The 26,268-nt window shown below is 70.1% G+C and carries 30 protein-coding genes; 14 read left to right on the top strand and 16 right to left on the bottom strand.

Features of this window, described 5'->3' with window-relative positions:
• Positions 1-36: 36 nt before the first annotated feature.
• The 16 genes from pstA to GTZ93_RS40220 all read right to left on the bottom strand — a co-directional run bounded on the left by pstA (position 37) and on the right by GTZ93_RS40220 (position 14,969).
• Positions 37-948, bottom strand: a complete 912-nt coding sequence (gene pstA, locus GTZ93_RS40295; protein ID WP_139915585.1) for a phosphate ABC transporter permease PstA — start codon at positions 946-948, stop codon at positions 37-39.
• Complete coding sequence (gene pstC, locus GTZ93_RS40290) at positions 945-1,940, bottom strand: phosphate ABC transporter permease subunit PstC (RefSeq protein WP_169821295.1); 996 nt, start codon at positions 1,938-1,940, stop codon at positions 945-947. Before pstC ends, pstA begins: the two co-directional genes overlap by 4 nt.
• Before the next feature lie 58 nt (positions 1,941-1,998).
• Entirely contained in the window at positions 1,999-2,823 is an 825-nt protein-coding gene (locus GTZ93_RS40285; protein ID WP_139915586.1) for a phosphate ABC transporter substrate-binding protein, read from the bottom strand.
• Between the two features lie 109 nt (positions 2,824-2,932).
• On the bottom strand, positions 2,933-3,622 hold the full coding sequence (locus GTZ93_RS40280; RefSeq protein ID WP_120580417.1) for a response regulator: 690 nt from the start codon (positions 3,620-3,622) through the stop codon (positions 2,933-2,935).
• 298 nt (positions 3,623-3,920) lie between these two features.
• Positions 3,921-4,307, bottom strand: coding sequence for a hypothetical protein (locus tag GTZ93_RS40275; RefSeq protein WP_121752175.1), 387 nt, complete (start codon positions 4,305-4,307; stop codon positions 3,921-3,923).
• A gap of 172 nt (positions 4,308-4,479) precedes the next feature.
• The gene (locus tag GTZ93_RS40270; protein WP_120580413.1) at positions 4,480-4,959 is read right to left on the bottom strand and encodes a SixA phosphatase family protein; all 480 of its coding nucleotides are present in this window, start codon (positions 4,957-4,959) and stop codon (positions 4,480-4,482) included.
• Between the two features lie 65 nt (positions 4,960-5,024).
• Positions 5,025-5,474, bottom strand: coding sequence for a DUF1634 domain-containing protein (locus tag GTZ93_RS40265; RefSeq protein ID WP_139915587.1), 450 nt, complete (start codon positions 5,472-5,474; stop codon positions 5,025-5,027).
• Positions 5,471-6,334, bottom strand: coding sequence for a sulfite exporter TauE/SafE family protein (locus tag GTZ93_RS40260; protein WP_139915588.1), 864 nt, complete (start codon positions 6,332-6,334; stop codon positions 5,471-5,473). The genes GTZ93_RS40265 and GTZ93_RS40260 overlap by 4 nt, the downstream gene beginning before the upstream one ends.
• Positions 6,335-6,430: 96 nt before the next feature.
• On the bottom strand, positions 6,431-6,685 hold the full coding sequence (locus tag GTZ93_RS40255; RefSeq protein WP_139915589.1) for a hypothetical protein: 255 nt from the start codon (positions 6,683-6,685) through the stop codon (positions 6,431-6,433).
• Between the two features lies 1 nt (position 6,686).
• Complete coding sequence (locus GTZ93_RS40250) at positions 6,687-8,453, bottom strand: chloride channel protein (protein WP_139915590.1); 1,767 nt, start codon at positions 8,451-8,453, stop codon at positions 6,687-6,689.
• Between the two features lie 171 nt (positions 8,454-8,624).
• Positions 8,625-10,232 carry a S1C family serine protease gene (locus GTZ93_RS40245; RefSeq protein ID WP_139915591.1) on the bottom strand — a complete coding sequence of 536 codons (1,608 nt, stop codon included), beginning with the start codon at positions 10,230-10,232 and terminating at the stop codon, positions 8,625-8,627.
• Positions 10,233-10,412: 180 nt separating this feature from the next.
• The gene (locus GTZ93_RS40240; protein WP_139915592.1) at positions 10,413-11,363 is read right to left on the bottom strand and encodes a metallophosphoesterase family protein; all 951 of its coding nucleotides are present in this window, start codon (positions 11,361-11,363) and stop codon (positions 10,413-10,415) included.
• A gap of 13 nt (positions 11,364-11,376) precedes the next feature.
• Positions 11,377-12,738 (bottom strand): sensor histidine kinase, encoded by a 1,362-nt coding sequence (locus GTZ93_RS40235; RefSeq protein WP_139915593.1) that lies wholly within the window; start codon positions 12,736-12,738, stop codon positions 11,377-11,379.
• A 7-nt stretch (positions 12,739-12,745) separates the two neighbouring features.
• On the bottom strand, positions 12,746-13,426 hold the full coding sequence (locus GTZ93_RS40230; protein WP_120576306.1) for a winged helix-turn-helix domain-containing protein: 681 nt from the start codon (positions 13,424-13,426) through the stop codon (positions 12,746-12,748).
• 128 nt (positions 13,427-13,554) lie between these two features.
• A complete protein-coding gene (locus GTZ93_RS40225; RefSeq protein WP_120576305.1) occupies positions 13,555-14,043 on the bottom strand; it encodes a hypothetical protein in 489 nt (162 codons plus the stop codon).
• The gene (locus tag GTZ93_RS40220; protein ID WP_139915594.1) at positions 14,040-14,969 is read right to left on the bottom strand and encodes a hypothetical protein; all 930 of its coding nucleotides are present in this window, start codon (positions 14,967-14,969) and stop codon (positions 14,040-14,042) included. Before GTZ93_RS40220 ends, GTZ93_RS40225 begins: the two co-directional genes overlap by 4 nt.
• A 129-nt stretch (positions 14,970-15,098) precedes the next feature.
• On the opposite strand from GTZ93_RS40220, the gene GTZ93_RS40215 reads away from it, so the two are divergent.
• The 14 genes from GTZ93_RS40215 (at position 15,099) to ribH (ending at position 26,268) form a co-directional block, all read left to right on the top strand.
• Entirely contained in the window at positions 15,099-15,698 is a 600-nt protein-coding gene (locus tag GTZ93_RS40215; RefSeq protein ID WP_121779992.1) for a YceD family protein, read from the top strand.
• 58 nt (positions 15,699-15,756) lie between these two features.
• Positions 15,757-15,945 carry a 50S ribosomal protein L32 gene (gene rpmF / locus GTZ93_RS40210; RefSeq protein ID WP_014395447.1) on the top strand — a complete coding sequence of 63 codons (189 nt, stop codon included), beginning with the start codon at positions 15,757-15,759 and terminating at the stop codon, positions 15,943-15,945.
• A gap of 20 nt (positions 15,946-15,965) precedes the next feature.
• The gene (gene plsX / locus GTZ93_RS40205; protein ID WP_139915595.1) at positions 15,966-17,027 is read left to right on the top strand and encodes a phosphate acyltransferase PlsX; all 1,062 of its coding nucleotides are present in this window, start codon (positions 15,966-15,968) and stop codon (positions 17,025-17,027) included.
• Between the two features lie 43 nt (positions 17,028-17,070).
• Complete coding sequence (locus GTZ93_RS40200) at positions 17,071-18,072, top strand: beta-ketoacyl-ACP synthase III (protein WP_139915596.1); 1,002 nt, start codon at positions 17,071-17,073, stop codon at positions 18,070-18,072.
• Positions 18,073-18,100: 28 nt separating this feature from the next.
• Positions 18,101-19,039, top strand: coding sequence for an ACP S-malonyltransferase (gene fabD, locus GTZ93_RS40195; protein ID WP_120576300.1), 939 nt, complete (start codon positions 18,101-18,103; stop codon positions 19,037-19,039).
• Positions 19,036-19,785, top strand: coding sequence for a 3-oxoacyl-[acyl-carrier-protein] reductase (gene fabG / locus GTZ93_RS40190; protein ID WP_120576299.1), 750 nt, complete (start codon positions 19,036-19,038; stop codon positions 19,783-19,785). The genes fabD and fabG overlap by 4 nt, the downstream gene beginning before the upstream one ends.
• Before the next feature lie 106 nt (positions 19,786-19,891).
• Positions 19,892-20,140, top strand: coding sequence for an acyl carrier protein (acpP, locus tag GTZ93_RS40185; RefSeq protein WP_014395452.1), 249 nt, complete (start codon positions 19,892-19,894; stop codon positions 20,138-20,140).
• A gap of 86 nt (positions 20,141-20,226) precedes the next feature.
• On the top strand, positions 20,227-21,483 hold the full coding sequence (gene fabF, locus GTZ93_RS40180; RefSeq protein ID WP_139915597.1) for a beta-ketoacyl-ACP synthase II: 1,257 nt from the start codon (positions 20,227-20,229) through the stop codon (positions 21,481-21,483).
• A gap of 104 nt (positions 21,484-21,587) precedes the next feature.
• Complete coding sequence (rpiB, locus tag GTZ93_RS40175) at positions 21,588-22,034, top strand: ribose 5-phosphate isomerase B (RefSeq protein ID WP_121762699.1); 447 nt, start codon at positions 21,588-21,590, stop codon at positions 22,032-22,034.
• A gap of 57 nt (positions 22,035-22,091) precedes the next feature.
• A complete protein-coding gene (gene glyA, locus GTZ93_RS40170) occupies positions 22,092-23,348 on the top strand; it encodes a serine hydroxymethyltransferase (RefSeq protein WP_120576296.1) in 1,257 nt (418 codons plus the stop codon).
• A gap of 9 nt (positions 23,349-23,357) precedes the next feature.
• A complete protein-coding gene (nrdR, locus tag GTZ93_RS40165; protein WP_120576295.1) occupies positions 23,358-23,861 on the top strand; it encodes a transcriptional regulator NrdR in 504 nt (167 codons plus the stop codon).
• Positions 23,862-23,871: 10 nt separating this feature from the next.
• The gene (ribD, locus tag GTZ93_RS40160; RefSeq protein WP_120576294.1) at positions 23,872-25,035 is read left to right on the top strand and encodes a bifunctional diaminohydroxyphosphoribosylaminopyrimidine deaminase/5-amino-6-(5-phosphoribosylamino)uracil reductase RibD; all 1,164 of its coding nucleotides are present in this window, start codon (positions 23,872-23,874) and stop codon (positions 25,033-25,035) included.
• 40 nt (positions 25,036-25,075) lie between these two features.
• The gene (locus GTZ93_RS40155) at positions 25,076-25,741 is read left to right on the top strand and encodes a riboflavin synthase (RefSeq protein WP_121762696.1); all 666 of its coding nucleotides are present in this window, start codon (positions 25,076-25,078) and stop codon (positions 25,739-25,741) included.
• A gap of 26 nt (positions 25,742-25,767) precedes the next feature.
• Positions 25,768-26,268: a 6,7-dimethyl-8-ribityllumazine synthase gene (gene ribH / locus GTZ93_RS40150; RefSeq protein ID WP_139915598.1), complete on the top strand. Its 501-nt coding sequence runs from the start codon at positions 25,768-25,770 to the stop codon at positions 26,266-26,268.

Raw genomic sequence — 26,268 nt, 5'->3', positions numbered from 1 at the left:
GGCGTGGCGGAGGAGAGGGGCATGGGATGAAGAGCGTCAGTGTCCGGCAGCGGCCTTGCGGCGCGTGCGCGTGCGGATGACGACCGCGACCAGGTTCAGGGCGAAGGTGAGGAGCAGCAGCACCAGCACCGTCGCGTACAGCAGCGGGCGGGTGGCCTCCACGTCCGGCGACTGCGTGGCCAGCACGTAGGTGTGGTAGCCCAGGTGCATGAACTGAGAGTTCAGGCTCGTGGGCAGGTCCGGCAGGAAATACGCCGCGCCGGTGAAGAGGATGGGGGCCACTTCCCCCGCGCCGCGGGAGACGGCCAGCACCGCGCCGGTGAGGATGCCCGGCAGCGCGCCCGGCAGCACCACCCGCGCCAGCGTCTGCGACTGGGTGGCTCCCAGCGCCAGGCTCGCGGTGCGCTGCTCCTGAGGCACGGCGCGCAGCGCCTCTTCCGTGGACACGATGACGACGGGCAGGGTGAGCACCGCCAGCGTGAGCGACGCCCAGAGGATGCCCGGCTGGGCCCAGTGCAGCTCCTCGTAGCCCAGCGCGTGGTCCAGGCCCTTGCCCACGAAGAGGATGAAGAAGCCCAGGCCGAAGAGGCCGAACACGATGGAGGGCACGCCCGCCAGGTTCGCCACCGCCACGCGCACCGCGCGGGCCAGGAAGCTGGTGGGCCGGGCGTACTCATGCAGGTACACCGCGGTGAGCACGCCCACCGGCATCACCGCCAGGGTCATCAGCAGCGTGAGCGCCGCGGTGCCGAAGAGGGCGGGGAAGATGCCGCCGCCCATCATCCCGTCCGACGGCGCCTGGGAGAGGAACTGCCAGGACAGGTGGCTCCAGCCGCCCCGGAGGACGTCCAGGAGGATGAGGGCGAGCATCGCCACCATGACGAACGCGGCCAGCCCCGTGAGGGACACGAGCGACAGGCCCACGACCTTGCGTGTGGCGTGCTTCACCCCGCACCTCCCTTGAGCCGCTGGATGACCTTCTTCGTCCACACCCCCGCGAGCATGTTGAGCACGAAGGTGAAGAGGAACAGCTCCACGCCGATGAAGAAGAGCAGCGCGTAGTGCGGGCTGCCCACCACCACCTCGCCCATCTCCGCGGCGATGGTGGCGGACAGCGACCGCACGGAGTCCCCCAGATTCCAGGACACGATGGCGGCGTTGCCGGAGGCCATGAGGACGATCATCGTCTCACCGATGGCGCGCCCGAAGCCCAGCACGCACGCGGCGAGGATGCCCGGGGCCGCCGCGGGGAGCACCACCTTCCAGGCCGTCTCCCAGGGCGTGGCGCCCAGCGCCAGGGAAGCCTCCCGGTAGCTGCGCGGCACGGCGGTGAGCGCGTCCTCCGTCACCGTGAAGATGACCGGCACGATGGCCAGCGCCAGGCCCAGGCCCGCCACCACGGCGTTGAGCCGGGACGTGAAGCCGAACGTCTCCTGGAGGAAGGAGGCCATCACCATCAGGGCGAAGAAGCCCAGCACCACGGACGGGATGCCGGCGAGCAGTTCGATGGTGGGCTTGAGGATTTCGCGCAGGCGGCGGGGGGCGAACTCCGCGGCGAACAGCGCGCCGAAGATGCCCAGGGGCACGGCCACCAGCATGGACACGGCCGTCGTCTTCAGCGTGCCGATGAAGAGCGGAATCATGCTGACCTTGGGTACGCCGGACACCGGCTGCCACACGTAGCCCAGGGGCTTCCCCTTCCGCACCATCTGGGGAAGGAACATCTTGGAGAAGCTGGCCTCTTCGCGCGCCGCCGCGTCGGTGACGAGCGTCAGCGCCTCCTTCGCCACGAAGACGAGGATGAGCACCAGCGCGGCGATGCCCGTGAAGGCCACCGCGGTGATCAACGCGGCGATGGCCTTTTCCTTCAGCTGGCGCCGGCGTGCCGCGGGCGACAGCATGGGCAGCGCCACCGGGGGCGCGAGGTCCTGCTCCTGCATGACGGCCTGTCTATCCAACATGGGAACCCCGCGCCGGGTGACAATCGCGTGACGCCAACTACTTCACAGGGAAGTAGCCGACCTGGGTGACGATGGCCTGACCCTCGGCGGACAGCGCGAAGTCGATGAACGCCTTCACTTCGCCCGCGGGCGCCTTGCCCAGGTAGAAGAACAGGTCGCGCGACAGCGGGTACTTGCCGCTCTTCACGTTCTCCGCGCTAGGGGCGAAGGTCTCGTTGCCCTTCTTCACCTTCAGCTCCTTGATGCCCTTGCCGTACGCGGCGCCGCCGTAGCCGATGCCGTTCTTCTCCTTGGCCACCGCGTTGACCACCGCGGCCGTGCCGGGGAGCGTCTGCGCCTCCGGGGCGAAGTCCTCGCCGCCCAGCACGTGGTCCTTCACGAAGACGTAGGTGCCGGAGGAGTTCTCACGCGAGTACGGGACGATGGGGGCGTCCTGTCCGCCCACGTCCTTCCAGTTCGTCGTGTCGCCCAGGTAGATGGCCTTGAGCTGCTCCGTGCTGAGCGCGTCCACCTTGTTGGTGTCGTTGACGTAGAAGGTGACGCCGTCCTTGGCCACGGACAGCGCGGTGGGCGCGGTCTTGTTGCGGGCGCTGATCTTCGCCGACTCCGCCTCCTTGATCTCCCGGCTGGACATGGCGATGTCGGTGGTGCCGTTCTGCAGGGCCGCCAGGCCCGTGCCGGAGCCGCCGCCCGTCACTTGAATCTTGGTGGCGGGGTTCTTCTTCATGAACGCCTCCGCCCAGCGCTGGGCGAGGATGACCATGGTGTCCGAGCCCTTCACCGTCACCGTGCCTGCCTGGGCGGTCAGCGGGAGGACGGCAAGCCCGAAGGCGACGAAGCTTGAGAGCAGAGTCTTCTTCATGAGGTGTCTCCTCCTCGAAGGGTGTCGAGGTCGCGTGACGATCTATGGACCCGATGTGGCCGTTTGACGGCCCTTGTGTGACAAATGGGTTACGGCAGGGAGCGCCTGGCTAACCGGCCGCCGGATCCACGATGCGATAGCCGACACCGCGCACCGTCTCCAGGAGGGCACGGGCAGGGCCCAGCTTGTCGCGCAGGCGCATCACGTGCGTGTCGATGGTGCGCGTCTCCAGCGCGCTGGACAGGCCCCAGACCTGCTCCAGCAGCTGTTCACGGGTCTGCACCCGGCCCAGGCGGGCCATGAGGTACTCCAGCAGGCGGAACTCCAGCGCGGTGAGGGGCGTCTCCTTCTCCTCCACGAAGAAGCGGTGCTGGGTGACGTCCAGGCGCAGGGGGCCCAGCGCCAGGGGCGGGTTGCCCTCCTGGGGCGAGGACGAGCGCCGGAGGATGGCCTTGAGCCGCAGCACCAGCTCGCGCACGGAGAAGGGCTTGACGACGTAGTCGTCCGCGCCGACCTCGAAGCCTCGGATGCGGTCCGCCTCCTCGCTCTTCGCGGTGAGCATGACGATGAGCACGTCACGCAGGCGGGGGTTGGCGCGCAGGTGGCGGCAGACCTCGATGCCGGACAGGTCCGGCAGCATCAGGTCCAGCAGCACCACGTCCGGGGTCTGCTCGCGCGCGGCGGTGAGCGCCGCCTCCCCGGTGAAGGCCACGCGGGTGGTGAAGCCCGCGCCGCGCAGGTTGAAGTCGATGAGCTCCGCTAGGTCGCGCTCGTCGTCGACGATGAGTACGTGGGACATGGCGGGCACGTACTGTGCGCGCATCGCTTCGCGCCTACGTGACGCGCCGGCAACAAGTGCGTCACGTCCGTCACGGAAGGGTGTGCGCGAATACGACGGGCGCGGACGGACCCCGGGGAGAAGGGGGGCGGGGCCGTCCGCGCCACTTGTCCTCGCCTGGGCTGCACGAGGCCACCTTCGGCGTGCGGCCTGGCGCATCCGCGCCGTGACCGTCGCCATTCATTTCGTTGGGCACCACCTGCATGACGGCGTCCACGCCGCGCGGCTCATGGACCTCAGGCGCGGGGGACGGCGGACGTCAGACGGCGGCGGCTTCGTCCATGCCACCGCGGCGCGGCAGTTGTTTGCGGCGCAGCGCGATGCCTGGCTCATCCGGAGCGTCAGGCGGGGCCACGGGGGCCACGCCGCGCAACGCGGGTTGGAGCGAGGCGAGGAACGCGGCCAGGCCGCATTCCGTGGGGACCGGTTCGATGAACAGGCCGCCCGAACGGCGGTGCTTCTCCGCGAAGACCTTGATGCCGACGTCGGCACGGGGGTGGTCTTCCTCGAAGGGGCCCTGATTGCCCTGCCCCTGGCTCATCGGGACGGTGGGCGTGAAGGGCTTGTTGGGCGCCATCACGCCGGGCAGCAACCCGAGCCCGACGACGACCCCTGCCATCAGCATCAGCTTCAGCAGACTGCTCATGCGTGCCACGACCGACGCGCACGCGCGCTCCAGGCCGTGTCTGGCGCCGGGAACCGCGAGGGCTGTGGCCTGGGGGGCATGCATGAGGCGCCGAAGCGAGCATCCTACCGCAACGGCTCTTCCCGCATGCGACCCAATCCCGGAAAAGCACCTCGTCGCCCGCGAGGGTGGATCACGGGCGCCGCAGGGACCGCCCCGGCGCCGCCATCCATTGCAGGGTGAATTCGCGGCCCTCGGGCCGCAGGGCGACCGCGCAGCCCTTGCGGAGCTTGTCCGGCAGGGCATGGCCCAGCGCGAGCGCGGCGGCGCGCTCCAGCGAGGGATTGTGTCCCACCAGCGCCCAGCCCGGGCCCACGTCGAGCGCGAGCTTGAGCACGTTGCGGGCCGCGCCCTTCATGGGGACGAGCGCGGGGTGGACCTCCACGTGGGACAGGCCGAGCGCGTCCGCGAGCAGCTCCGCGGTCTGCACCGCGCGCACCAGGGGGCTGGTGATGATGCCCATGAGCGGCGTGAGACGCGCGAGCTTCTTCGCGTGCTGACGGAAGGCGGCGCGGCCCTGCGGGGTGAGGGCGCGGGCCTCGTCACCCAGGGCGTGGGAGTCCTCGGCCACGGCGTGGCGCACGAGGAGGATGGGCAGATCACGTTCGGCCATGGGCGCGCGTTGTAGTGCTTTTCGCGCCCGCGTGGATGTGACGAACGGGTGGACTGCTGAGTGGACTACTCCACACCGCCCAGCAGGAAGGCGAGCAGGAGCAGCGCGAGCACGCCGGTGGTGATGGCGGCGAAGGCGCGGTCCTTCTGCGCGCGGAAGATGCCCAGGGACAGGGCCACGCGCAGCACGGGCACGGTGATCATCACCAGGAGCCCGGCCATCACGAAGGACTGGCCGCGCACGGCCATGACGCCCTCGAAGACGTCCGTCAGTTGGTGCGGCGCGTCGTCCGGCGAGGTGAGGCGCTGGAGCGCGGTCGAGGACGAGAAGTAGTCCGGGTGCCGGAAGAAGGTCATCACCATGCCGCACGTGACGAGCGACAGGCTGAGCAGCACGCCGCCGCGCAACAGCTGGCTGATGAGCAGCTCCGGCGTGAGCGGCACCACCTCGTCCTGCGCGACGGCGGTGGTGGTGGTCTCCCGAGGAGACGGAGGTTCGCCGGTGACCGAGCTCATCCGTGGATTCCCTTGGACAGCATCTCGTACGACACCCACAGCAGGACGGCCACGAAGAGCCTGCGCAGGGAGCCGCTCTTGAGCTTCGTAAGGTAGCGCGAGCCCGCGAACGCGCCCAGCGTGACGCCCACGCAGACGGGGCCGGCGATGAACGGGTCGATGTCGCCTCGCGCGAAGTAGATGCCCGCGCTGGCCGCCGCCGTGACGCCAATCATGAAGTTGCTGGTGGCGGTGGAGACCTTGATGGGCAGCCCCATGGCCAGGTCCATGGCCGGCACCTTCAGCGCGCCGGAGCCGATGCCCAGGAGCCCGCTCACCGTGCCCGCGACGTACATGAGCCCCAGGCCCACGAGCGGACGGTGCACGCGGTACGCCACCTCGCCGCCGGTGGACACGTCGTAGTAGCTGCCGTGCAGCGCGAGCCGGTCCGCGAGGGCATCCGGCGGCGGCTCTTCGCGGGGTCTGCCGTCCTCGCGCAGCTTGCGCAGCATCGCGAGCGCCGAATAGGCCATCACCGCGCCGAAGAGGAAGTACAGCGCGCGGCCGCTCACCACGCCCGCGAGCATCGCGCCCGTGACGGCGCCCGCCACGGTGGCCAGCTCCAGGAACATGGCCACGCGCATGTTGGCCAGCCCGTCGCGCACGTACGCCGCCGCCGCGCCGCTGGACGTGGCGATGACGGACACGATGGAGGCTCCCACCGCGTAGCGGATGTCCACCTTGAGCACGAGCGTGAGGACGGGGATGAGGATGAGGCCACCGCCCAGGCCCAGCAGCGAACCCATCAGGCCCGCTCCAATGGAGATGCACAGCACGATGGCGACGAAGTTGAACGGAGTGGCGTCCAAGACGGCGGCCATCTTCCTCCTGGTCCTCCTGCATGCAAGCGCTTCACGCGCAGCCCGTCTGGTTGCCTGCCCTGGACCGCCCCCCAAGGGTGAGGGGACGGTGGTCCTTCAACGTTGCCGGGGCGCGTTGGACGGCTTCGTGTCGTGTGCCGGCGGCGTGTCCGGGGGCTGCGGTATCTGCCAACCCTGGAAGAGCGGCCAGCCCCGGTAGGGATTGCCCCGGGTGGGTTCTTCCGTGGGTTCCGTTGGCTCCAGGCTCTGACCGGGGTGCGGAGGCGTGCGCAGCAGCACCCACGCCAGCACGACGCACAGCAGGCTCATGGCGACGATGCTCCACGCGCGCGTGCGGGGCTCCAGCTCCATCCTAGAAGCGCCCCCGCTTGAGCAGGTCGCCCTTGGAGAGCGAACCCAGCAGGTGCCGGCGTCCGTCCACCACGGGCAGGCGGTCCAACTCCGTGTGGCCGAACCGCGCGGCGACCTCCGCCAGGGACAGGTCCGGGGTGATGGGCTGCACACCGGTGTCCATCACGTCCGCGGCCACGGTGGCCTGGAGCAGCGAGTGGTCCGGCAGGTGGCCCTTGAGCGCGTCCAGGGTGATGACGCCCAACAGGCGCCCCTCCGCGTCGGTGACGTAGAGGTCCGCGCCCGCGGGCTGCTCCAGGAGCAGCACCACCACCTCGTCGAAGGGCGCGGAGGGTGGCACCCGCTGCGTGGCCGGTGACAGGAGCGAGCGCACGCCCTCCTCCCGCAGCCAGTGCGGCACGGAGGCGGGCACGCGCACGTCGCGCTTCGCGAGCACGGACGTGTAGAGCGACTCCGGCTCCAGCCGGCGGCTGACGACGGCGGCCACCACCGCGGCGAGCATCAGCGGGAGGATGAGGTCGTAGTCGCCGGTCATCTCGAAGATCATCAGCACCGCGGACACGGACGCATGCGTGGTGCCCGCGAGCACCGCGCCCATGCCGAGCAGCGCGTAGGCCCCGCTGGGCGCCGCCCCGCCCGGAAGCGCCCGCTCCACCATCATCCCGAACGCGCCGCCCAGGAGCGCGCCGAAGAAGAGGGACGGGGTGAAGAGACCGCCCGGCACCCCCGCGCCCGCGCACAGCGACGTCACCGCCAGCTTCGCCAGGGGCAGGATGAGCAGCAGCGTGAGGGGCAGCGTCCCGTGCAGCGCCATGTTCACGGAGTCGTAGCCGTTGCCCATGAGGTACGGCCCCGCGATGGCGGTGGCGCCCACCACCGTCATCGCGACCAGCGGCATGAACGGGGTGAGCCACGAGGGCAGCTTGTCCAGCAGGTCGGACGTGAAGTTGATGCCGCGCACGTAGAGCGCGGAGGCCCCGCCCACGAGCACGCCCAGCATGAGCGCGAGCAGCAGTTCGCGCGGGTGGGTGAGGGCGTAGTGGGGGATGACGTAGCTGGGGTGGTCCGCGATGAGGGTGCGCGACACGAGCGTCGCCACCACGCACGACACGACGATGGGGCCGAAGAGCTCCAGCGCGAAGCTGCCCAGCAGCACCTCCAGACCGAAGAGGGCCGCGCCAATGGGGACGTTGTACGCGGACGCGATGCCCGCCGAAGCGCCGCACGCCACCAGCACGCGCGCCTGGCCCGGCCCCAACTTCAGCCATCCGGACATCGCGGAGCCACTGGCCGCGCCCGTCTGGAGGAGCGCGCCCTCGCGGCCCAGTGGAGCCCCCAGCGCCACCGCGATGATGGACACGAAGCCGCGTAGCAGTGCTCGGGGGAAGGGCAGCCGGCCGGACTTCACCCAGATGGACTCGATGATGCCCGCGGTGCCGTGGCCTCGCAGGGGCTGGCCCACCACCAGCGACACCAGCGTCACCAGCGCGCCGCCCAGCACCGGCACCAGGAACCGGCGCCAGCCCGGCGACGCGAGCGCGCCCTCCAGGAAGTGCTCGGAGTTGGTCTGCCAGAACAGGTGCTGGGTGAAGCGCAGCACGGCGAGCAGCGCCACCGCGCCCAGGCCGGAGATGAGGCCCACGCCCACCACCAGCACCCAGAAGCGCCGCTCCTGTCCCAACAAGCCCCGGAGGATCCGCCGCAGCCAGGGCGAGGGTGCCCCCGTCCTCAGGTCGGGATGTACGGCTCCGGATGCGGGTTCGGGCATGGCCTCCACACCTGTCCAATGTACGGAGGAGGGAAGGGCCTTCCCGGGACCGCACGGTATTTCCCGGAGGCTTCCGCTTGGCCGCCTGTCCTCCGGACGGACTACCGGTCCGACGGAGCCCTGGCCACGGCCCGCTGCATGCTTTTCGCGGGCGGTCGCGTTCCGGATGGACTACTTGCCCGACGGAGTCCTGGCTCCCTTTCCCTGCGTGCTCTTCGCGGGTTGGCGAGCACCGGAGTCACGAGGCGGGGCGCCCGTGGAGGGCTGGCCTTCCGGTTCACCCGTGAGGCCCAGGTGGATGCCGGGCGGCGGAGGGTTCTTCAGCACGGACTCCGTCCTCGTCGCGGGCTCGGTGATGTCCGGCGCGAAGCGGTCCGCCAGCTCCGCGGCGGCGTCGCTCATCTCGCGGTGCGCGACGATGGTTCGCTCCAGCGTCTTGCCCAGCCGGGCCGACGTGTCGAAGGTCTGCCGGGATTCATCCGAGCCCGGCAGCGAGTCCTGGTACGAGAACGCGAGCGTCGCGTCCCGGCGCAGCGCATCCAGCAGCCGGGCCAGCTGCTGTTGCAGCTCCGCGTCCTGCTCCGCGCGAGGGCGCTCCAGCAGGCCCCGCTCGCCGCCGAACCAGACGCGCCCCACCTTCCCGAAGCCCTCGTCCGCGGAAGGGAGGGGCACGTCCTCCATCACGAGCAGCGGGTGCACGCGGCGCGGGAAGTCCTGCTCATACAGCGCGAAGAGCAGGGTGCCGTCCGCACGAGGGAACACCGCCGCGGTGCGCGAGCCGAAGGGGAAGAAGGGCGTGGCGGACACCTCCGCGCGCTTCGCCACGCGGGCGCGGGCCAACGCGTCCAACGGCGTCGTGTCCTCCATGGCGCGCTTGGGCGTGCGGCGCAGGTTGGTCATCAGGTCGCGCGCCTGGTCGATTCCCACCACCACGTTGAGCGCGCTGCCTCGCGAGTAGCCCGCGTGGTAGACGCCCACCAGCTCGAACTCGCCCGTCTTGCAGGAGATGGCGAGCACGGGCGACCCCGAGTTTCCCTGCGACAGGAGCGCGTCGATGACGAAGTCGTCGTGGTACCACTCCTTGTACTCGTCGCGGTCGTAGGCGGAGATGACCTTGCCCATGTTGGTGGCGTTGAAGACGCCCAGTGGGAAGCCGCGCACGTCCACCACGTCGCGCTCGCGCACGGCGGCGCTCCGGCCCACCTTCCACGGCATCACCGTCAGGGGCGTCTTGGACTTGATGACGGCCAGGTCCAGCTGCGGATCCACCACCGCCTTGGACAACGGAACGTCGTCGCGGTCGTAGTGGTCCGCCTCGTTCTCCACGATGCTCAGGCCGTCCTTCACGCGCTTGCAGCCGGAAGGCACGCCGTCCACCGGGCGCGCGTCGCTGGTGACGTCCGGCCACTCCACGACGTGCTCGTTGGTGAGCAGCAGCGTCTCCCCGGCCTGCTGCTTGTAAGCGAACGCGGTGCCGTGCGCGGACACCGGCGTGCGAGTGCGGCGCACGTTGCCCTCCGCGCCGTAGGACAAGCACTCGTACACGGCGGTGCTGCGCACGCAGTACGTGTACTTCTTCTTCATCGCCTGCTCGAAGGCCCGAGCCTTGGGGGACAGCGCGGCGTAGCTGTCCGCGTATTCGCCTTCGCAGTACGGCGCGGGCGGCGGCGCTTCGACCGTGGGCGCCTCCGTGGGCGGCGGAGTCGTAGGGGGCGCCTCTGCTCCAGCAGCGGTCAGGGACACCGCTACCACCGACAGTCCGACCATCCACCCGACCATGGCCCCTCCCGCGTTGTCGTCGCCTCAGGTGTTGCTAAGGCCCGGCGCGCCCGAGTGCATCTGTGCGTGCGGGAGGCCAAGCGGATTTCGGGCTGCGAAAAGCCCGCTGTCCGTCAGAAGTGACGGCGCGCCTGTCCATTCCCGGACGGGCCGTCCTCACGCACACGGTGTGCATGGGCCTCACCCGTCCAGGTCGTTGAGCGCGTCGGGCGGCAGCGGCGAGGCGCCCGTCACCGTGCCGTCCAGGTCCAGGGGCAGCGTGGACGGATCGACCTCTGGCGGAGGGTTGTTCTCGAAGGGCGCGGCGAGCATGGGGCGCGCACCTCCGGTCCCCGGGGGCGGACGCAGCACGGGCCCCGGAGGAGGCAGCCCCGAGTGCCGCCGCGCGGCCTCCATCAGGGCGTTGTGGTGGCGGTACCTCGCCTCCACGAGCTTGTGGATGAGCAGCGGCCCCCCGGGCACGCGGCGCGCGGTGAGGGCCTGGGTGGCCTTGCGCACCGGGTAGCGCACGCGGCGGATCTGCACGCGCCAGCCCTTGGGGGTGAAGGTGAAGACGCCGTAGGCGGGGCGCAGGTCGCCGTCGCGAGGAATCCCGGCGCTGGCCACGTCCGCGATGAGCATCCGGCCCACGCGCCGGCGGTAGGGGAAGTGCAGGTGCCCGAAGGCGCACGCGGCCGCGTCCAGGTGCGTGAAGAAGCGACGCACCGCGACGTCGTCCAGCGTGGGGTCCAGCGACTCCTCCAGGTTTCGGGGATTCGCGTGGCAGATGAACAGGTCCTGTCCCTTGCGCGGCGTGTAGCGCAGGGAGAAGGGCATCTGTCCCAGCTGGTGGAGCAGCGTGTCGCCCAGCTGGTCGCGCGTCCAGCGCAACAGCTCCGTCTTCCAGTGGTCGCGCTCGCGGTACGCCCCGCCCAGGTAGTTGCCGGCGAGGTACGCGTCCGTGTTGCCCATGATGAGGGCGTGGCACTTGCTGAAGAGCAGCTCCACCGTCTCGCGCGGGTGCGCGCCCCGCAGCGCCAGGTCTCCGGCCGCGACGATGTAATCCGGCGCCACCGATTTGGTGATGTCGTCCAGCACGGCCTCGCAGGCCGGAAGGTTCCCGTGAATGTCCGCGAGGATGGCGACCCGCATGGCCGCCCCCATCCTAGCCCGTCGCAGCCGTCGGGCCAGCCGCCGAGGGTAGAAAAATGACAAAGGTACTGCCCGCGTTCGGCTGGCTCTCCACCTTCACCTCGCCGTCCATCGCGCCCATCAGATGCTTCACGATGGAAAGGCCCAGTCCCGTCCCCCCCATGTCCCGGCTGCGGCCCTTGTCCACCCGGTAGAATCGCTCGAAAATCCGGGAAAGATGCTTGGGCTCGATTCCCACGCCTGTGTCGCGCACGCGCACGACGCACCGGCCGCCCTCGTACGCCCCGTCCACGTCCACCCTGCCGCCCGCGGCCGTGTACTTCACCGCGTTGTCGAGCAGGTTGAGGAGCACCTGCTCGATGGCCCGCCCATCCCCCATCGCCACCAGCCCCGGCGGCACGTGCAACCCGATTTGCTGGTTCTTGCCCTCGGCCTTGGGGCGCACGCCTTCCGCGGCGCGGGAGACGGCCAGGGCCAGGGGGACCTCCGTGCGCTGGAAGGTCATCTCGCGCGCCTCCAGGCGGGAGAGCTCCAGCAGGTCCTCCACCAGCTCGGAGAGGCGCTCGGACTGGCGGTGGATGATCTCCACCATCTTCGGCGCCACCTGGGTGTCCTGGAGCGCGCCGCCCTGGAGCGTCTCCGCGTAGCCTCGGATGGCGGTGATGGGCGTGCGCAGCTCGTGGGAGACGTTGGCCACGAAGTCCTTGCGCACCTTCTCCAGCCGGCGCAGGTCCGTGACGTCGTGGAAGACGGCGGAGCTGCCGGGCAAATCCCGCCCCACGGGCGTCACGCGCACGGCCAGGGTGCGGGAGTAGAGCCCCTCGAGCGTCAGCTCCAGCCGCGTGGAGGCGCCTTCATGGCAGGCGCGGGCCACCGCGTCGTTGAGCGCCTCGTTGCGGATGAGCGCGAGCGGCCGCTGGCCCACGATGGCGCCGTGCGCGGGCAGGAGCATCTCCGCGAGCGCGTCGTTGTGGCGCACCACGGTGCCCTCCGCGTCCGTCACCCAGAGCCCCTCCGCCATGCCGTCCAGCACGGCGGTGAGGATGCGAGCCTCCTGGTTGAGCGCGGCGGCGCGCATGGACAGCTTGTCGTCCAGCGTGTCGATGGCGTCTTCCAGCTGCGCCAGGTCGTCCGTGCGCTCCAGGCCCGCGGGCTGTGCCACGTCCATGCCCGCCGCCAGCGACTGCGTTTTCTGGGTCAGCGCGCGAAGCTGTCGCTCCATGGCCACGCGGCTCGTCCCCAGGGCCAGCGCGGAGCCCGCCAGCGTGACGAGCCCCGCGGCGAGCGCGCCCGCCGGGTGCCCGAAGAGCACGAGCAGCGTCGAGACCAGCAAAGGAGGGACGAGCAGGGCCAGGAGCGTGAAGCGCAGGGGCATGGCGGCCTCACGGAGGGCTGAGCTTGTAGCCCACGCCGCGCACGGTCTCGATGATGTCGCCTGCGGGGCCCAGCTTCTCGCGCAGGCGCTTGATGTGCGTGTCCACGGTGCGCGTGTGGATTTCGGCCTGGATGCCCCAGACGTCGGACAGGAGCACCTCGCGCGTCTGCACGCGGTCGCTTCGCTCCAGGAGCGTGCGCAGCAGGCGGAACTCCAGCGCGGTGAGGATGACCTCCTCGCCCTTCACCCGCACCTGGTGGCGCGACGTGTCCAGGCTGATGTCGCCCGCGACCAGCTCCGCGGCGGGGCCTTCCTCCGCGTCCGCGCGGCGCAGCACGGCCTTCACGCGCAGCAGCAGTTCGCGCACGGAGAAGGGCTTCACCACGTAGTCGTCCGCGCCCAGCTCCAGGCCCTGGATGCGGTCCGCCTCCTGGCCCTTGGCGCTGACGATGACGACCGCGGCCTTCTTCAGCTCCGCGTCGCTCTTGAGCATGCGCAGGACTTCACCGCCCGCCACGTCCGGCAGCATCAGGTCCAACAGCACCAGGTCCGGAGGATGGGCCCGCGCCCGGGCGAGCCCCCCCGCGCCGGTGTTCGCCGTGTCCGTTTCGAAGCCCGCCGCGCGGAGGTTGTAGTCGACGAGTCCGGCCAGGTCCTGCTCGTCCTCGATGATGAGGATGCGCGCCATGAAGGTGCTCCCGCGAAGGGATGGAATGCGTGGCGTCCCGTAACAGATTCGTTCCGGCGCGCCCGGGACATCCATGTGACATCCATGCACCATGCCCGCTCCCCCACCAGGGGACCTGGGACCGGGCGTCAGCGCGGAAACACCGGGTCGCAGGACTGCGTGGTCAGCTCGATGGGCGCCGCCACCAGGGTCGCGTTGGTGCCGGAGTTCACCACGCGCAGGTAGTTGCAGGAGCTGCCCAGGAAGCGGGTGGGCGTGTCGGCCGTCAGCGCCTCGATGACGAGCGCGTAGTCGCGGCCCACCGGCACGTCCACGGAAAGCCCCATGGCCGCGCCGCCGGGAGCCGAGGGGAAGCGCAGCGTGCGCCCCGAGTTGCCGTCCGCGTCCTTCAACTCCAGCAGGTCGCTGGAGGACACCTGGGAGGACAGGCAGGTGCGCTGCAGCTCCGTGCAGTTGCGCTTCGTGCCGTCCTTCAACACGGCCACCTGGTACGCGCCCACCTGGCTGGCGACGGCGCGGCTCAAGGTGATGTCCAGGCCCAAGGGCAGGGCCTCCGAAGTGGCGTCCGGGCCGCAGCCGGCGAGCAGCGCCAGCATCAGCAGGGTGGGGCGTCTCATGGTGCTGCGTCCTCCACGCGGATGGTGATGGGCACCCGGCCGCGCTCCTCGGAGGAGGACAGGGCCACCACGCCGGCCGTGCCGCCAATGGCCACCGCGCCCACGGCCACCCAGAGCCAGGGGCTCTTGTACCAGGGGCGGCTCGTCCCTTCCGTCAGGGCCGTGGTGGGCGCGGCCTTCGACGCCACCTGGAAGAGGAGCGGGTGGAACGGATCCCCGCGTCCTGCGAGCCGGCGCTGCGCCGCGTCCACGACCTCGAAGTAGTACTCCACTTCATAGGGCGTGGACTCCACCGGCAGCTCATACGCGGGCAGCACGGCGAGGTAGTGCTCGGCCCGGGCGCGGTCGCGCACGAAGTCCACTGAGGAGAAGCCCTGCGCCCCGGCGCGCCGGTAGAACAGCCGGGCCCGCGCGCCCAGCGCCATGTCCCGGAGGACGGCGTCCACCTCCACGCGGTCTCCCGGCGCCGGGTCCGGGATGGGGTCCACCTCCAGGGTGACGGGGTGGACGCGGCGGTGGCGGAGGTCCTCCTTCAGCTTCGCGAAGAGGCCGCGGACCTTCGGCGGCGCGGAGCGGGGCAGCTCGAAGTCCGGCCGGGCCTGGAGCAGCTTCTCGTACGCCCCGCGCGCCAGGGCCTCGTCGCCCAGGTAGAGGGCGGTGAGCCCCTGCAGGCGGTAGAGCTCCACCAGCTCGTCGTCCGTGACGTCGGGCGCATCCAGCCCGCCCTGCACCACGCCCAGGGCCTCCTGGAAGCGGCCGGCCTCCAGGAGTTCCTTCGCGGAGTCGATGGCGGGGCTCGTGGGGCCCAGCTGGAAGAGGAGGGGAGACGGGGGCAGGGGCGCACGGGCCTGAGCTGGCAGGGCGAGCGTCAGCCCGAGCCCCCAGACACAGAGTGCGCCCCGCCAACCTCGGGCGGGGTTGCGCATCAGATGGAAAGCTAGCAGAGCGGTGTTGAGTGGATCCACGCGGCTCGGCTCGCGAGTCCAACCCGGCGTGTTGACTGAAGGGGGGGAGTCCCTCTATGTTGCGCGCCCTTTTGCCGGGAAGCCTTGTAGATGGTCGTAAAGATTGAACAAATCAAAGAAGCAGGGCTGAAGCTCGACGAGCCCATCGCTCCTGGCCTCCTCAAGGAGGCCCTGGAGGGCCAGGCGTCCGGTGAGGGCACTGGCTTTCAGGCGACCGCTCCGTCCACGCTCCACGCCACCCTGCGCAAGCTCAGCGGCGGCGTGCTGCTGAACGGCAACTTCACCGTCCACCTGGGCGCGCCCTGCAAGCGCTGCCTCGCGGACGTGAAGCTGGACCTGCCCGTGTCCTTCATCATCAACCTGGTGCCGGAGTCCCTGGCCCGGGGAGACGACTTCAAGGACGACGACGAGAAGGTCATGGAGAAGAAGGAACGCACCCAGGGTGAATCCGGGGGCACCTTCGAACTGGACGGCACGGACGAGCAGGTTTTCGATGGGAAGACGATCGATCTGGATCCGATCCTCCGGGAACAGGTATTGCTCGCGCTCCCGATGAGCGCGGTCTGTCGGGAAGACTGCCAGGGGCTCTGCTCGCAGTGCGGCCAGAACCTCAATGAAAAGAAGTGCGGCTGCGAGCCGAAGGTCGTGGACCCTCGACTGTCGCCGCTGAAGAACATCAAGCTGAACTGACGGTCCCTATGCCCCTCGCAGGTCGCGAGGGGGGACGGGTCCGATGCCGAGGTGAGCCGTGGGAGTTCCCAAGAAGCGGACGTCGAAGATGCGCCGGGACCGTCGTCGGGCCGGCAACAACAACCTGCGGACCCCCGTGCAGGTCATCAAGTGCTCCAAGTGCAAGGAGCCCGTGATGCCGCACCGCGCCTGCGCGGCCTGTGGCAACTACGGTGGCCGTGAAGTCATCGCGACCGCCGCGGAGTAGTTGAAAGCGGAAGGCTGCCGGTGCGGCTCGTCCTCGACGCGATGGGTGGCGACCACGCCCCCGACGCCGTCGTGGACGGGGGCGTGCTGTTCGCGCGAGCGTATCCCGGGCACGAACTCGTGCTGGTCGGGGACGCCATGCGTGTACGCCCTGTCCTGGAGCGCGCCGGCTCGCCTCCCAACATCCACCTCCACCACGCGTCCGAAGTGGTGGAGATGGACGACCCCGCGACCGCCGCGTTCCGGCGCAAGCGGGACTCCTCGCTCCGGGTGGGCTTCGAGCTCGTCCGGCAAGGGGAGGCGTCCGCCCTCGTGTCGGCGGGCAACTCCGGCGCGGTGATGGCCGGTGGCATGTTGACGCTCGGCCGGATTCCCGGCGTGGAGCGTCCGGCCATCGCGGCCCTGTTCCCGGCCTTGAAGGGCGAAGGCCGCTGCCTGCTGCTGGACGCGGGCGCCAACGTGGACTGCCGTCCCTCGCACCTGGCCCAGTTCGCCGTGCTCGGCGAGGCCTATTCGCGCACCCGCCTGGGCGTGAAGCGTCCCCGGGTGGCGGTGCTCTCCAACGGCGAAGAGGAGTCCAAGGGCACGCAGCTCACGCGGGACGTCAGCGCGCTGCTGCGCCGCTCGGACCTGGAGTTCGTGGGCTACGTGGAGGGCAAGGACCTGTTCTCCGGCGACGTGGAGGTCGTCGTGACGGACGGCTTCACCGGCAACATCGTCCTCAAGACCTCCGAGGGCGTGGGCATGGGCATCACCGGACTCCTGCGCTCCGCCATCGAGAAGCGCGGCGGCCTGCCGGAGAAGCTGGGCGCGCTCCTGCTCAAGCCCACCCTGCTGGGGCTGCGCCGCGTCATGGACTACGCCGAATACGGCGGCGCGCCGCTCCTGGGCCTCCAGGGAGTGGGCATCGTCGCGCACGGCCGCTCCTCTCCCCGCGCCATCCACAACGCGCTCGTCACCGCGCTGCAGCATGTGCGCGCGGGCGTGCAGGAAGAGCTGACGCGCTGCATTGCCAACGCCGCCGCCTGGCTTCCTCCCCACCAAAGGGGAAGGAAGGCGGACGGGGACGAAGGGGCCGATTAGAGCGCGTCGGCCATGCGTTGGACTCCGACGACTCGGAGGCCTCGTGGCACGCACGCACATCATCGGAACGGGTTCCTATGCTCCCGCGCAGGTCCTGACCAATCAGGACCTGGAGCGCCTGGTGGACACCAGCGACACGTGGATCCGCGAGCGCACCGGCATCCAGGAGCGCAGGCAGGCCGCCCCCGATGAGGCGACGAGCGACCTGGCGGTGAACGCCTCCCGTCACGCGCTGGAGATGGCGGGCGTGGCGCCCGGCGACCTGGACCTCCTCATCGTGGGCACCGTCACCGCGGACATGCCCATGCCGTCCTGCGCCGCGCTGGTGCAGTCGAAGCTGGGGGCGAAGCGCGCCTTCGCCTTCGACGTGTCCGCCGCGTGCGCGGGTGGGCTGTATGCGCTGAGCGTGGCGGACCAGTTCGTGCGCTCGGGCCAGGTGAAGCGCGCGCTCGTCGTGGGCGCGGACCTGCTCACCCGCGCGGTGGATTGGACGGACCGCAACACCTGCGTCCTCTTCGGGGACGGTGCGGGCGCCCTGGTGTTGGCGGCGGAACAGGACGCGGACGAAGACGCCATGGCGCCGCGCGGCATCCTCTCCACCCATCTGCGCACCGACGGCGACCTCGCGAACCTGCTCTGCATCCCTGCCGGTGGCTCGCGTACCCCCGTCACCGCGGACAACGTGGATGCAAATCTTCACAAGCTCAAGATGAACGGGAAGGAAGTGTTCCGCTTCGCGGTGCGCGCGTTGGTGGAATCCACCCAGACGTCCTTGGGGGCCCACGGGATGGATACGACGCAGGTGGACCACGTCATCGCCCATCAGGCGAACCTGCGAATCCTGGAAGCCGTGATGGAGCGGCTGGAGATTCCCAAGGAAAAATGCTGGCTCAACCTGCACAAGTACGGCAACACGTCGTCCGCCTCGCTGCCCATGTCGCTGGACGAGGCGCAGCGCGCCGGCCGCCTCAAGCGCGGCGACGTCATCGCGATGATGGCCATTGGCGCGGGGATGGCGTGGGGCAGCGCGGTGGTGCGCTGGTAGGCAGGACGACACAAGGAAGGACCGCAACATGGCGAAGGTCGCGTTCGTGTTTCCCGGGCAGGGCAGTCAGGCCGTGGGGATGGGCAAGGACCTCTACGAGCAGTTCCCTGAAGCGCGGGCCGTCTTCGACGCCGTGGACGACGCGCTGCACGAGAAGCTCTCCACCTCCTGCTTCGAGGGCCCGGAAGACGCGCTGAAGCTCACCGCCAATACCCAGCCGGCCATCCTCACGGTGTCGGCCGCGGTTCACGCGGTGTTCCAGAAGCGCGGCCCGGCCCCCGCGTTCGTCGCGGGCCACTCGCTGGGCGAGTACTCCGCGCTGGTGGCCGCGGGCGCCATGAACCTCCAGGACGCGGCGCGGGCGGTGCGCGCGCGCGGCACCTTCATGCAGGAGGCGGTGCCCGTGGGCACGGGCGGCATGGCCGTCATCCTGGGCCTCACCCCGGACGCGGTGAAGGCCGCCTGCGACGCGGCGGCGGAAGGGCAGGTCGTCTCCCCGGCCAACTACAACTCGCCCGAGCAGACGGTCATCGCGGGCCACGCGGCCGCGGTGGAGCGCGCGGGCGCGAAGTGCAAGGAGGCCGGGGCCAAGCGCGTCATGCCGCTGCCCGTCTCCGCGCCCTTCCACTGCGCGCTGATGGACCCCGTGAAGCCGCGCCTGGCGGAGGTGCTGGCGGGCGTGCGCATCCTGGCGCCGTCCGTGCCGGTGGTGAGCAACGTGGAGGCGAAGCCCAACGCGGACGCGTCCCGCGTGGTGCCGCTGCTGCTGGAGCAGGTGAGCTCGCCGGTGCGTTGGATTGAGTGCGTGGAGTCGCTGAAGGCGAACGGCGTCACGCACGTGGTGGAGCTGGGGCCGGGCAAGGTGCTGGGCGGACTCATCAAGCGCATCACCAAGGACATCGAATCGTTCAACGTCGAGAACGCCGCGACCCTGGAGAAGGTGCTCGCCGCGTTGGGGGCAGCATGAGCGGCTTCAAGGACAAGGTGGTGCTGGTGACGGGCGGCTCGCGCGGCATCGGCCGGGCGTGCGCGCAGGCCTTCGCGAAGGCGGGCGCGTCCACCGTGGTCATCAGCTACGTGGGCAACGAGGCCGCCGCGCAGGAGACGGTGGGCCTGCTCCAGCAGGCGGGCGCGAAGGCGGAGGCCGTGCGGTTCGACCTGGCGGACACCGCCGCGTGCGCGGGCGCCATCGATGGCGTCATCAAGGCGCACGGCCGGCTGGACGTGCTGGTGAACAACGCGGGCATGGCCATTGACGGTCTGGTGATGCGCGTCAAGGACGAGGACTGGGACCGGCAGATGGACACCAACCTCCGGGGCGCCTTCGCGCTCATCCGCGCCGCCAGCCGGCCCATGATGAAGCAGCGCTCCGGCGCCATCATCAACATCACCTCGGTCGTGGGGGAGATGGGCAACCCGGGCCAGGCGGCCTACTCGGCGGCCAAGGCGGGGCTCATCGGCCTGACCAAGTCCGTGGCCAAGGAGCTGGCCAGCCGGAGCGTCCGCGTCAATGCCGTGTCCCCCGGGTTCATCGGGACCGATATGACGTCGCACCTGGACGACGAGCTGCGCCAGAAGATGGTGGGCGGCATCGCGCTCGGCCGCCTGGGCAACCCGGAGGAGGTCGCCGGGGCCGTGGTGTTCCTCGCGAGTGATGCGGCGTCCTACATCACCGGCGAGGTCCTGAAGGTCAACGGCGGCATGTACATGTAAGCCAAGGTTGGATTGGCGCCGGGCGTGGGATATACCGCGCCCGCCTTGAAGACGGCCCGCGACTCAAAACGGCGGGCCCCATCTGTAGCTGGAGGGTTCTGCACGTATGTCCACCACCGCAACCGACGTGGAAACCAAGATCAAGTCCATCATCGCCGACCAGCTCGGTGTGGGTGAGGATGAGATCAAGCCCGAGTCGTCCTTCATCGAAGACCTGGGCGCGGACAGCCTCGACATCGTCGAGCTGGTCATGGCGATGGAAGAGGAGTTCGAGGTCGAGATTCCGGATGACGAGGCGGAGAACATCAAGACCGTCGGCGACGCCGTGAACTACGTGAAGACCCACAAGAAGTAGGCAGTCGCGACACCCGGAAGTCCGGGGCCTGGGGGAGCGTCCTCACCGGCGCTTCCACGCCCCATCGCGGTCAGCGGAGAAGAACAGTGTCAAACCGTCGAGTCGTCATCACCGGAACCGGCATCATTTCTGCGCTGGGCACCGGCACCGAGAAGAACTGGCAGGCGATGCTGGCCGGTCAATCCGGTATCAGCACGATCACCCGTTTCGACCTGGGGAAGCTCGACGCGCGCATCGCGGGCGAGGTGAAGGACTTCCAGCCCGAGCAGTTCATCGACAGGCGCGAAGTGCGCCGGATGGACCTGTTCGCCCAGTACGCGATGGCCGCGGCCGACATGGCGGTGAAGGAGTCGGGCCTGCCCATCGGTCCTGACGCGCCCCATGGCTACCTCCCGGAGCGCGTGGGTGTCATCGTGGGCTCCGGCATTGGCGGCATCTCCTCTCTTGAGGAGCAGCACCGCAAGGGGCTGGAGAAGGGGTTCGACCGGCTGTCGCCCTTCTTCATCATCCAGATGATCGTCAACATGGCGCCTGGGCTCATCTCCATGCGCTTCAACTGCAAGGGCCCCAACTGGGCCCCGGTGTCGGCGTGCGCCACCAGCGCACACGCCATCGGCGAGGCCTGGAAGTCCATCCGCCTGGGTGAGACGGACGCGGCCATCGCGGGCGGCGCGGAAGCGGCCATCACGCCCCTGGGCATGGGTGGCTTCTCCGTGATGAAGGCCCTGTCCACGCGCAATGACGACCCGGCGCGCGCCAGCCGTCCCTTCGACAAGGAGCGCGACGGCTTCGTGATGGGCGAGGGCGCGGGCATCGTCATCCTGGAGGAGATGGAGGCCGCGAAGAAGCGCGGCGCCAACATCCTGGCGGAGGTGGTGGGGTACGGCGCCAACTCGGACGCGTACCACGTCACCCAGCCTGCCCCGGAGGGCGAGGGCGCGGCGCGCTGCATGCGCCTGGCGCTGGCGTCCGCGGGCATGCGGCCGGACGAGGTGGGCTACGTCAACGCCCACGGTACGTCCACGCCGTTCAACGACGCGAACGAGACCAAGGCCCTGAAGGCCGTGTTCGGCGACCACGCGCGCAAGCTGGCGGTGTCGTCCACCAAGTCCATGACGGGCCACATGCTCGGCGCGGCGGGTGGCGCGGAGGCGGTGGTGAGCGTGCAGGTGCTCACCAAGAACGTGCTGCCGCCCACCATCAACATGACATCGCCGGACCCGGACTGCGACCTGGACTACGTGCCCAACACGGCGCGCGACGCCCGCGTCGACGCGGTGATGAGCAACTCGTTCGGCTTCGGCGGCACCAACGCGGTGCTGGTGTTCAAGCGCTTCAGCTGACCGCCCTTCCGGCCCGCTGCTCCCGGTGACGGGCAGCGGCGGGCAGGGGCCCTCCTTCCCGGCCCCGCCCTCACGGCGCGGGCCCCGCCTTCCGGAGTCCGGCCGTGAAAGTCATCCTCGCCTCCGACCATGCGGGCATCGAGCTGCGCCAGGAGCTGGTGGCGCTCCTGAAGGAGCGCGGCGCCGACTTCCAGGACCTGGGCCCCCAGACGCGCGAGTCCGTGGACTACCCGGACTTCGCCTCGCAGGTGGCCCGCCAGGTGGTGTCGGAAGAGGGCACGCTGGGTGTGCTGGTGTGCGGCACCGGCATCGGGATGAGCATCGTGGCCAACAAGCACCGGGGCATCCGGGCGGCCCTGTGCACCACCGAGTTCGAGGCTCGGATGACCCGCGCGCACAACGACGCCAACGTGTTGTGCCTGGGCCAGCGCGTGGTGGGCGCGGGCGTGGCGCGCGGCATCCTGGAGGCCTTCCTCTCCACCGCCTTCGAGGGCGGCCGCCACGAGAAGCGCGTCCAGAAGATTCGCGACGTCGAGGCCCAGCAGCGCTGAGGGCCGTGAGGCGTCCCTTCGCAGTCCCCTTCGTTCGTACGCCAGGAGGCAACCCCCATGGAGAACACCCGCACGCTGTCCCAGGTGGATCCTGAAATCGCCCAGGTGCTCCGGCACGAGACGGAGCGTCAGGAGGAGGGGCTGGAGCTCATCGCCTCGGAGAACTTCGTCAGCCCGGCGGTGCTGGAGGCGGTGGGCTCCGTGCTCACCAACAAGTACGCGGAAGGCTACCCCGGCAAGCGCTACTACGGCGGCTGCGAGGTGGTGGACGTGGCGGAGAACCTGGCCATCGCGCGCGCGAAGGAGCTGTTCGGCGCGGACGCGGTGAACGTGCAGGCGCACTCCGGCAGCCAGGCCAACATGGGCGCCTTCATGGCGCTGATGAAGCCGGGTGAGACGATGCTGTCCCTGGACCTGAACTCCGGCGGCCACCTCACCCACGGCGCGGCGTTCAACTTCTCCGGCAAGCTCTACAAGGTCGTCCACTACGGCCTGTCCCGCGACACGGAGACCATCGACTTCGCGCAGGTGGAGTCGCTGGCCCTGGAGCACAAGCCCAAGGTGCTGGTGGTGGGCGCGAGCGCGTACCCGCGCACGCTCGACTTCGCGAAGTTCCGCGAAATCGCCGACAAGGTGGGCGCCGCCATGCTGGTGGACATGGCCCACATCGCGGGCCTGGTGGCCGCGGGCGTGCACCCGTCGCCGGTGCCCTTCGCCGAAATCGTCACGACGACGACGCACAAGACGCTGCGCGGTCCTCGCGGCGGCATGGTGCTCAGCCGTGAGGCCTTCGCGAAGACCATCAACAGCCAGATCTTCCCCGGCATCCAGGGCGGCCCGCTGATGCACGCCATCGCGGGCAAGGCGGTGGCCTTCAAGGAAGCGCTGTCGCCGGAGTTCAAGACGTACCAGAAGCAGATTGTCGCCAACGCGCAGGCGCTGGCGGAGGCGCTGAAGTCCGCGGGCCTGCGGCTGTGCTCGGGCGGCACGGACAACCACCTGATGCTGGTGGACCTGCGCGCCAAGAAGCTCACCGGCAAGGTGGCCGAGGACGTGCTGGGCAAGGCGGGCATCACCGTCAACAAGAACATGATCCCCTTCGACCCGGAGAAGCCCACGACGACCTCTGGCGTCCGGGTGGGCACCCCGGCCATCACCACGCGCGGCATGCGCGAGGCGGAGATGGCGGTGGTGGGCCGGCTCATCGGCCAGGCGCTGGACGCCGCGCAGGACGACGCGGCGCTCGCGCGGGTCAAGGGGCAGGTGAAGGAGTTGGCGCAGGGCTTCCCGCTGTACGCCTCGCGGTTGAAGTAACCCAAGCCCGTGCGCTGCCCCTTCTGTCAGGACCCGGAGAACAAGGTCATCGACTCGCGAGAGTCGCACGAGGGCTCCGTCATCCGGCGGCGCCGCGAGTGCCTGGTCTGCAAGCGCCGATTCACCACGTATGAGCGGGTGGAGGAGCTCTACCCGCTCATCGTGAAGAAGGACGGGCGCCGCGAGGCCTTCGACCGCGAGAAGATGCTCAACGGCCTGAAGAAGGCGTGTGAGAAGCGCCCGGTGTCCGCCGCGCAGCTGGAGGCGACGGTGGAGGACATCGAGCGGCTGCTCCAGGGGATGGGGGAGAAAGAGGTTCCCTCCTCATCCATTGGCGAGCACGTGATGCGGCGGTTACAGCAACTGGACGAGGTGGCGTACGTTCGCTTCGCGTCCGTGTACCGGAGCTTCCGGGACATCTCCGAGTTCATGCACGAGCTGAAGGACCTGCTCGAGGACCAGGAGCGTGAGCGCAAGGCGAAGCCGCCTGTGACTCCGCCCAAGGACGGTTAGGAAGGGCGGTATGCGCTTGCTCACGAGGTCACGGTTGCAGGCGGTGAAGACGCCCCGCTCCAAGCGCGCGGCGGACTTCGACCACGCGGTGGCCGAGTTCTTCATGCGCATCGCCCTGGAAGAAGCCGCCAAGGGCCTGGGCCGCACCAGCCCCAACCCCGTCGTGGGCGCGGTGCTGGTGAAGGGCGGGCGCATCATCGCGCGCGGCCACCACAAGAAGGCCGGTACGGCGCACGCGGAAGTCGTGGCGCTGGAGGCGGCGGGCTCCAAGGCGCGCGGCGCGGACCTCTACACGACGCTGGAGCCGTGCGACCACTACGGGCGCACCCCGCCGTGCAGCCTGGCGGTGCTGGAGGCCGGCGTGCGGCGCGTGTTCAGCGCGTCCTCGGACCCCAACCCACTGGTCAGCGGCAAGGGGCTCAACCGGCTCAAGCGCGGCGGCGTGGCGGTGGTGACGCACGTCCTCAAGGACGAGGCGGACGCGCTCAACCGGCCCTTCTTCAAGATGATGCGCACGGGCCTGCCGTGGGTGACGCTCAAGGCCGCGGTGACGCTGGATGGGAAGATCGCCGCGCCCTCGGGCGACTCGCGCTGGGTGACGGGCGAGGCTTCGCGCGCGTGGGTGCACCGGCTGCGCAACCAGGTGGACGCCATCCTCGTGGGCGCGAACACCGTGCGCATGGATGACCCGCAGCTCACCACCCGGCTGCCGGGCGGCGGGGGCAAGGACCCGGTGCGCGTGGTGGTGGACTCGCACCTCAAGCTGTCCCCGGGGCACACCGTCTTCACGCAGCGCAGCCCCGCGCGCACCGTCATCGCCACGCTGGAGGACCCGGAGGGACGGCGCGCCCGGCGCTTCCTGGCCCAGGGCGTGGAGGTGTGGAACGTGCGCGCGAAGCAGGACCGCGTGGACCTGAAGGCGGTGCTGAAGCGCGTGAAGAAGGAAGGGCTCAACCACGTGCTCGTGGAGGGCGGCGCGGGCCTGTACGGCACGCTGCTTCGCGAGCACCTGGCGGATGCGCTCGCCCTGTTCCTCGCTCCCAAGCTGGTGGGGGCCGGGGGCCTGTCGTGGGCGGGCGAGCTGGGCGTGAAGGACATGGCCCATGCCCTGGCCGTGAAGGACCTGACGATGGAGAAGGTGGGGGACGACGTCCTCCTGCGCGCGCTGCTCTGAAGGCCAGCGCCCGGACAGGGCATCCGTTAAGGTTCCGGCCATGTTCACCGGACTCATCCAGGACACTGGCACCGTCACCCGCGTCACCACCGGCGCGATGACCGACTTCTGGATTCGCACCTCGCTGGGCGCGGAGGCCTTCGCCCTGGGGGAATCCATCGCCGTGGACGGCGCCTGCCTCACCGTCGTGGAGAAGGGCGGGGACACCTTCCGCGTGCAGGCGGCCCCGGAGACGCTGCGGCGCACCACCCTGGGGGCCCGGAAGACGGGCGACAAGGTGAACCTGGAGCGGGCGCTCGCCCTGGGGGACCGGCTGGGTGGACACCTGGTGTCGGGCCACGTGGACGCCGTCAGTGAAGTGCTGGAGACGTTCGCGGAGGGCGGCTCGTGGGTGATGGTGTTCCGGCTGCCCCCGGAGCTGGCGCCCTGCTTCATCGAGAAGGGCTCCGTCACCATCGACGGCATCAGCCTCACGGTGAACGCGGTGGATGCCAGCACCTTCCGGGTGCAGCTGATTCCGGAGACCCAGGAGCGCACCACCCTGCACGGCAAGGGGCCCGGGGCCCGGGTGAACCTGGAGGGCGACCTCATTGGCAAGTACGTGGCCCGGCTGTACGCCCTCCGGGGCGCCCCGGAGGCCGCCGCCCAGGGAGCGGGGCTGACGGAGGCGGTGGTGCGGGCCGCGGGTTTCAGCCCTCGCGGGTAGGGGCTCGGGTGGTGTAAGAGCGCGCCATGCCTCGCTATTTCGAAGGGGATTTCCTCCCCCCCCAGGGCCGGTTCGCCATCTGCGTGTCCCGGTTCAACAGCTTCATCACGGAGGAGCTCTTGAAGGGCGCCGTGGACACCCTGGTGCGCCATGGCGTGAAGGACGACGCCATCGACGTGTACCGCTGCCCCGGCACCTATGAGCTGCCCGGCCTCACCCGCCGCGTGTCGGAGGGTGGCCAGTACGGGGGCATCATCGTCCTGGGCGCGGTGATTCGCGGCGGCACCCCCCACTTCGACTACGTGGCCGGCGAGTGCGCCAAGGGCATTGGTTCGGTGGCGTTCAGCGCCGCGGCGGGCCCCCGGCCGGCGGCGGTGACGTTCGGCGTCCTCACGTGCGATACCGTGGAGCAGGCCATCGACCGGGCGGGCGTGAAGGCGGGCAACAAGGGCGCGGAGGCCACGCTGGCCTGCATCGAGATGGTCAACCTCTTCGCGCGGATGTCCGGCGCGGAGCGAAAGGGATAA

Source organism: Corallococcus exiguus (assembly GCF_009909105.1).
In the GTDB taxonomy this organism is placed as follows: domain Bacteria; phylum Myxococcota; class Myxococcia; order Myxococcales; family Myxococcaceae; genus Corallococcus; species Corallococcus exiguus.
Note: the sequence above shows the minus strand (reverse complement) of the source record. Positions and strands in the feature narration are given on the sequence as shown.

Bases quoted from the DNA above. Each gene is read 5' to 3' on its own strand.
- GTZ93_RS40240 (WP_139915592.1), bottom strand. From the start codon at position 11,363: ATGCGGGTCGCCATCCTCGCGGACATTCACGGGAACCTTCCGGCCTGC.
- fabG (WP_120576299.1), top strand. From the start codon at position 19,036: ATGAGCGGCTTCAAGGACAAGGTGGTGCTGGTGACGGGCGGCTCGCGC.
- acpP (WP_014395452.1), top strand. From the start codon at position 19,892: ATGTCCACCACCGCAACCGACGTGGAAACCAAGATCAAGTCCATCATC.
- glyA (WP_120576296.1), top strand. From the start codon at position 22,092: ATGGAGAACACCCGCACGCTGTCCCAGGTGGATCCTGAAATCGCCCAG.
- GTZ93_RS40225 (WP_120576305.1), bottom strand. From the start codon at position 14,043: ATGAGACGCCCCACCCTGCTGATGCTGGCGCTGCTCGCCGGCTGCGGC.
- GTZ93_RS40235 (WP_139915593.1), bottom strand. From the start codon at position 12,738: ATGCCCCTGCGCTTCACGCTCCTGGCCCTGCTCGTCCCTCCTTTGCTG.
- GTZ93_RS40250 (WP_139915590.1), bottom strand. From the start codon at position 8,453: ATGCCCGAACCCGCATCCGGAGCCGTACATCCCGACCTGAGGACGGGG.
- GTZ93_RS40285 (WP_139915586.1), bottom strand. From the start codon at position 2,823: ATGAAGAAGACTCTGCTCTCAAGCTTCGTCGCCTTCGGGCTTGCCGTC.
- ribH (WP_139915598.1), top strand. From the start codon at position 25,768: ATGCCTCGCTATTTCGAAGGGGATTTCCTCCCCCCCCAGGGCCGGTTC.
- ribD (WP_120576294.1), top strand. From the start codon at position 23,872: ATGCGCTTGCTCACGAGGTCACGGTTGCAGGCGGTGAAGACGCCCCGC.
- GTZ93_RS40255 (WP_139915589.1), bottom strand. From the start codon at position 6,685: ATGGAGCTGGAGCCCCGCACGCGCGCGTGGAGCATCGTCGCCATGAGC.
- GTZ93_RS40230 (WP_120576306.1), bottom strand. From the start codon at position 13,426: ATGGCGCGCATCCTCATCATCGAGGACGAGCAGGACCTGGCCGGACTC.
- GTZ93_RS40275 (WP_121752175.1), bottom strand. From the start codon at position 4,307: ATGAGCAGTCTGCTGAAGCTGATGCTGATGGCAGGGGTCGTCGTCGGG.
- GTZ93_RS40270 (WP_120580413.1), bottom strand. From the start codon at position 4,959: ATGGCCGAACGTGATCTGCCCATCCTCCTCGTGCGCCACGCCGTGGCC.
- GTZ93_RS40155 (WP_121762696.1), top strand. From the start codon at position 25,076: ATGTTCACCGGACTCATCCAGGACACTGGCACCGTCACCCGCGTCACC.
- pstC (WP_169821295.1), bottom strand. From the start codon at position 1,940: ATGCAGGAGCAGGACCTCGCGCCCCCGGTGGCGCTGCCCATGCTGTCG.
- GTZ93_RS40220 (WP_139915594.1), bottom strand. From the start codon at position 14,969: ATGCGCAACCCCGCCCGAGGTTGGCGGGGCGCACTCTGTGTCTGGGGG.
- GTZ93_RS40215 (WP_121779992.1), top strand. From the start codon at position 15,099: ATGGTCGTAAAGATTGAACAAATCAAAGAAGCAGGGCTGAAGCTCGAC.
- GTZ93_RS40265 (WP_139915587.1), bottom strand. From the start codon at position 5,474: ATGAGCTCGGTCACCGGCGAACCTCCGTCTCCTCGGGAGACCACCACC.
- GTZ93_RS40280 (WP_120580417.1), bottom strand. From the start codon at position 3,622: ATGTCCCACGTACTCATCGTCGACGACGAGCGCGACCTAGCGGAGCTC.
- GTZ93_RS40245 (WP_139915591.1), bottom strand. From the start codon at position 10,232: ATGGTCGGGTGGATGGTCGGACTGTCGGTGGTAGCGGTGTCCCTGACC.
- fabD (WP_120576300.1), top strand. From the start codon at position 18,101: ATGGCGAAGGTCGCGTTCGTGTTTCCCGGGCAGGGCAGTCAGGCCGTG.
- GTZ93_RS40260 (WP_139915588.1), bottom strand. From the start codon at position 6,334: ATGGCCGCCGTCTTGGACGCCACTCCGTTCAACTTCGTCGCCATCGTG.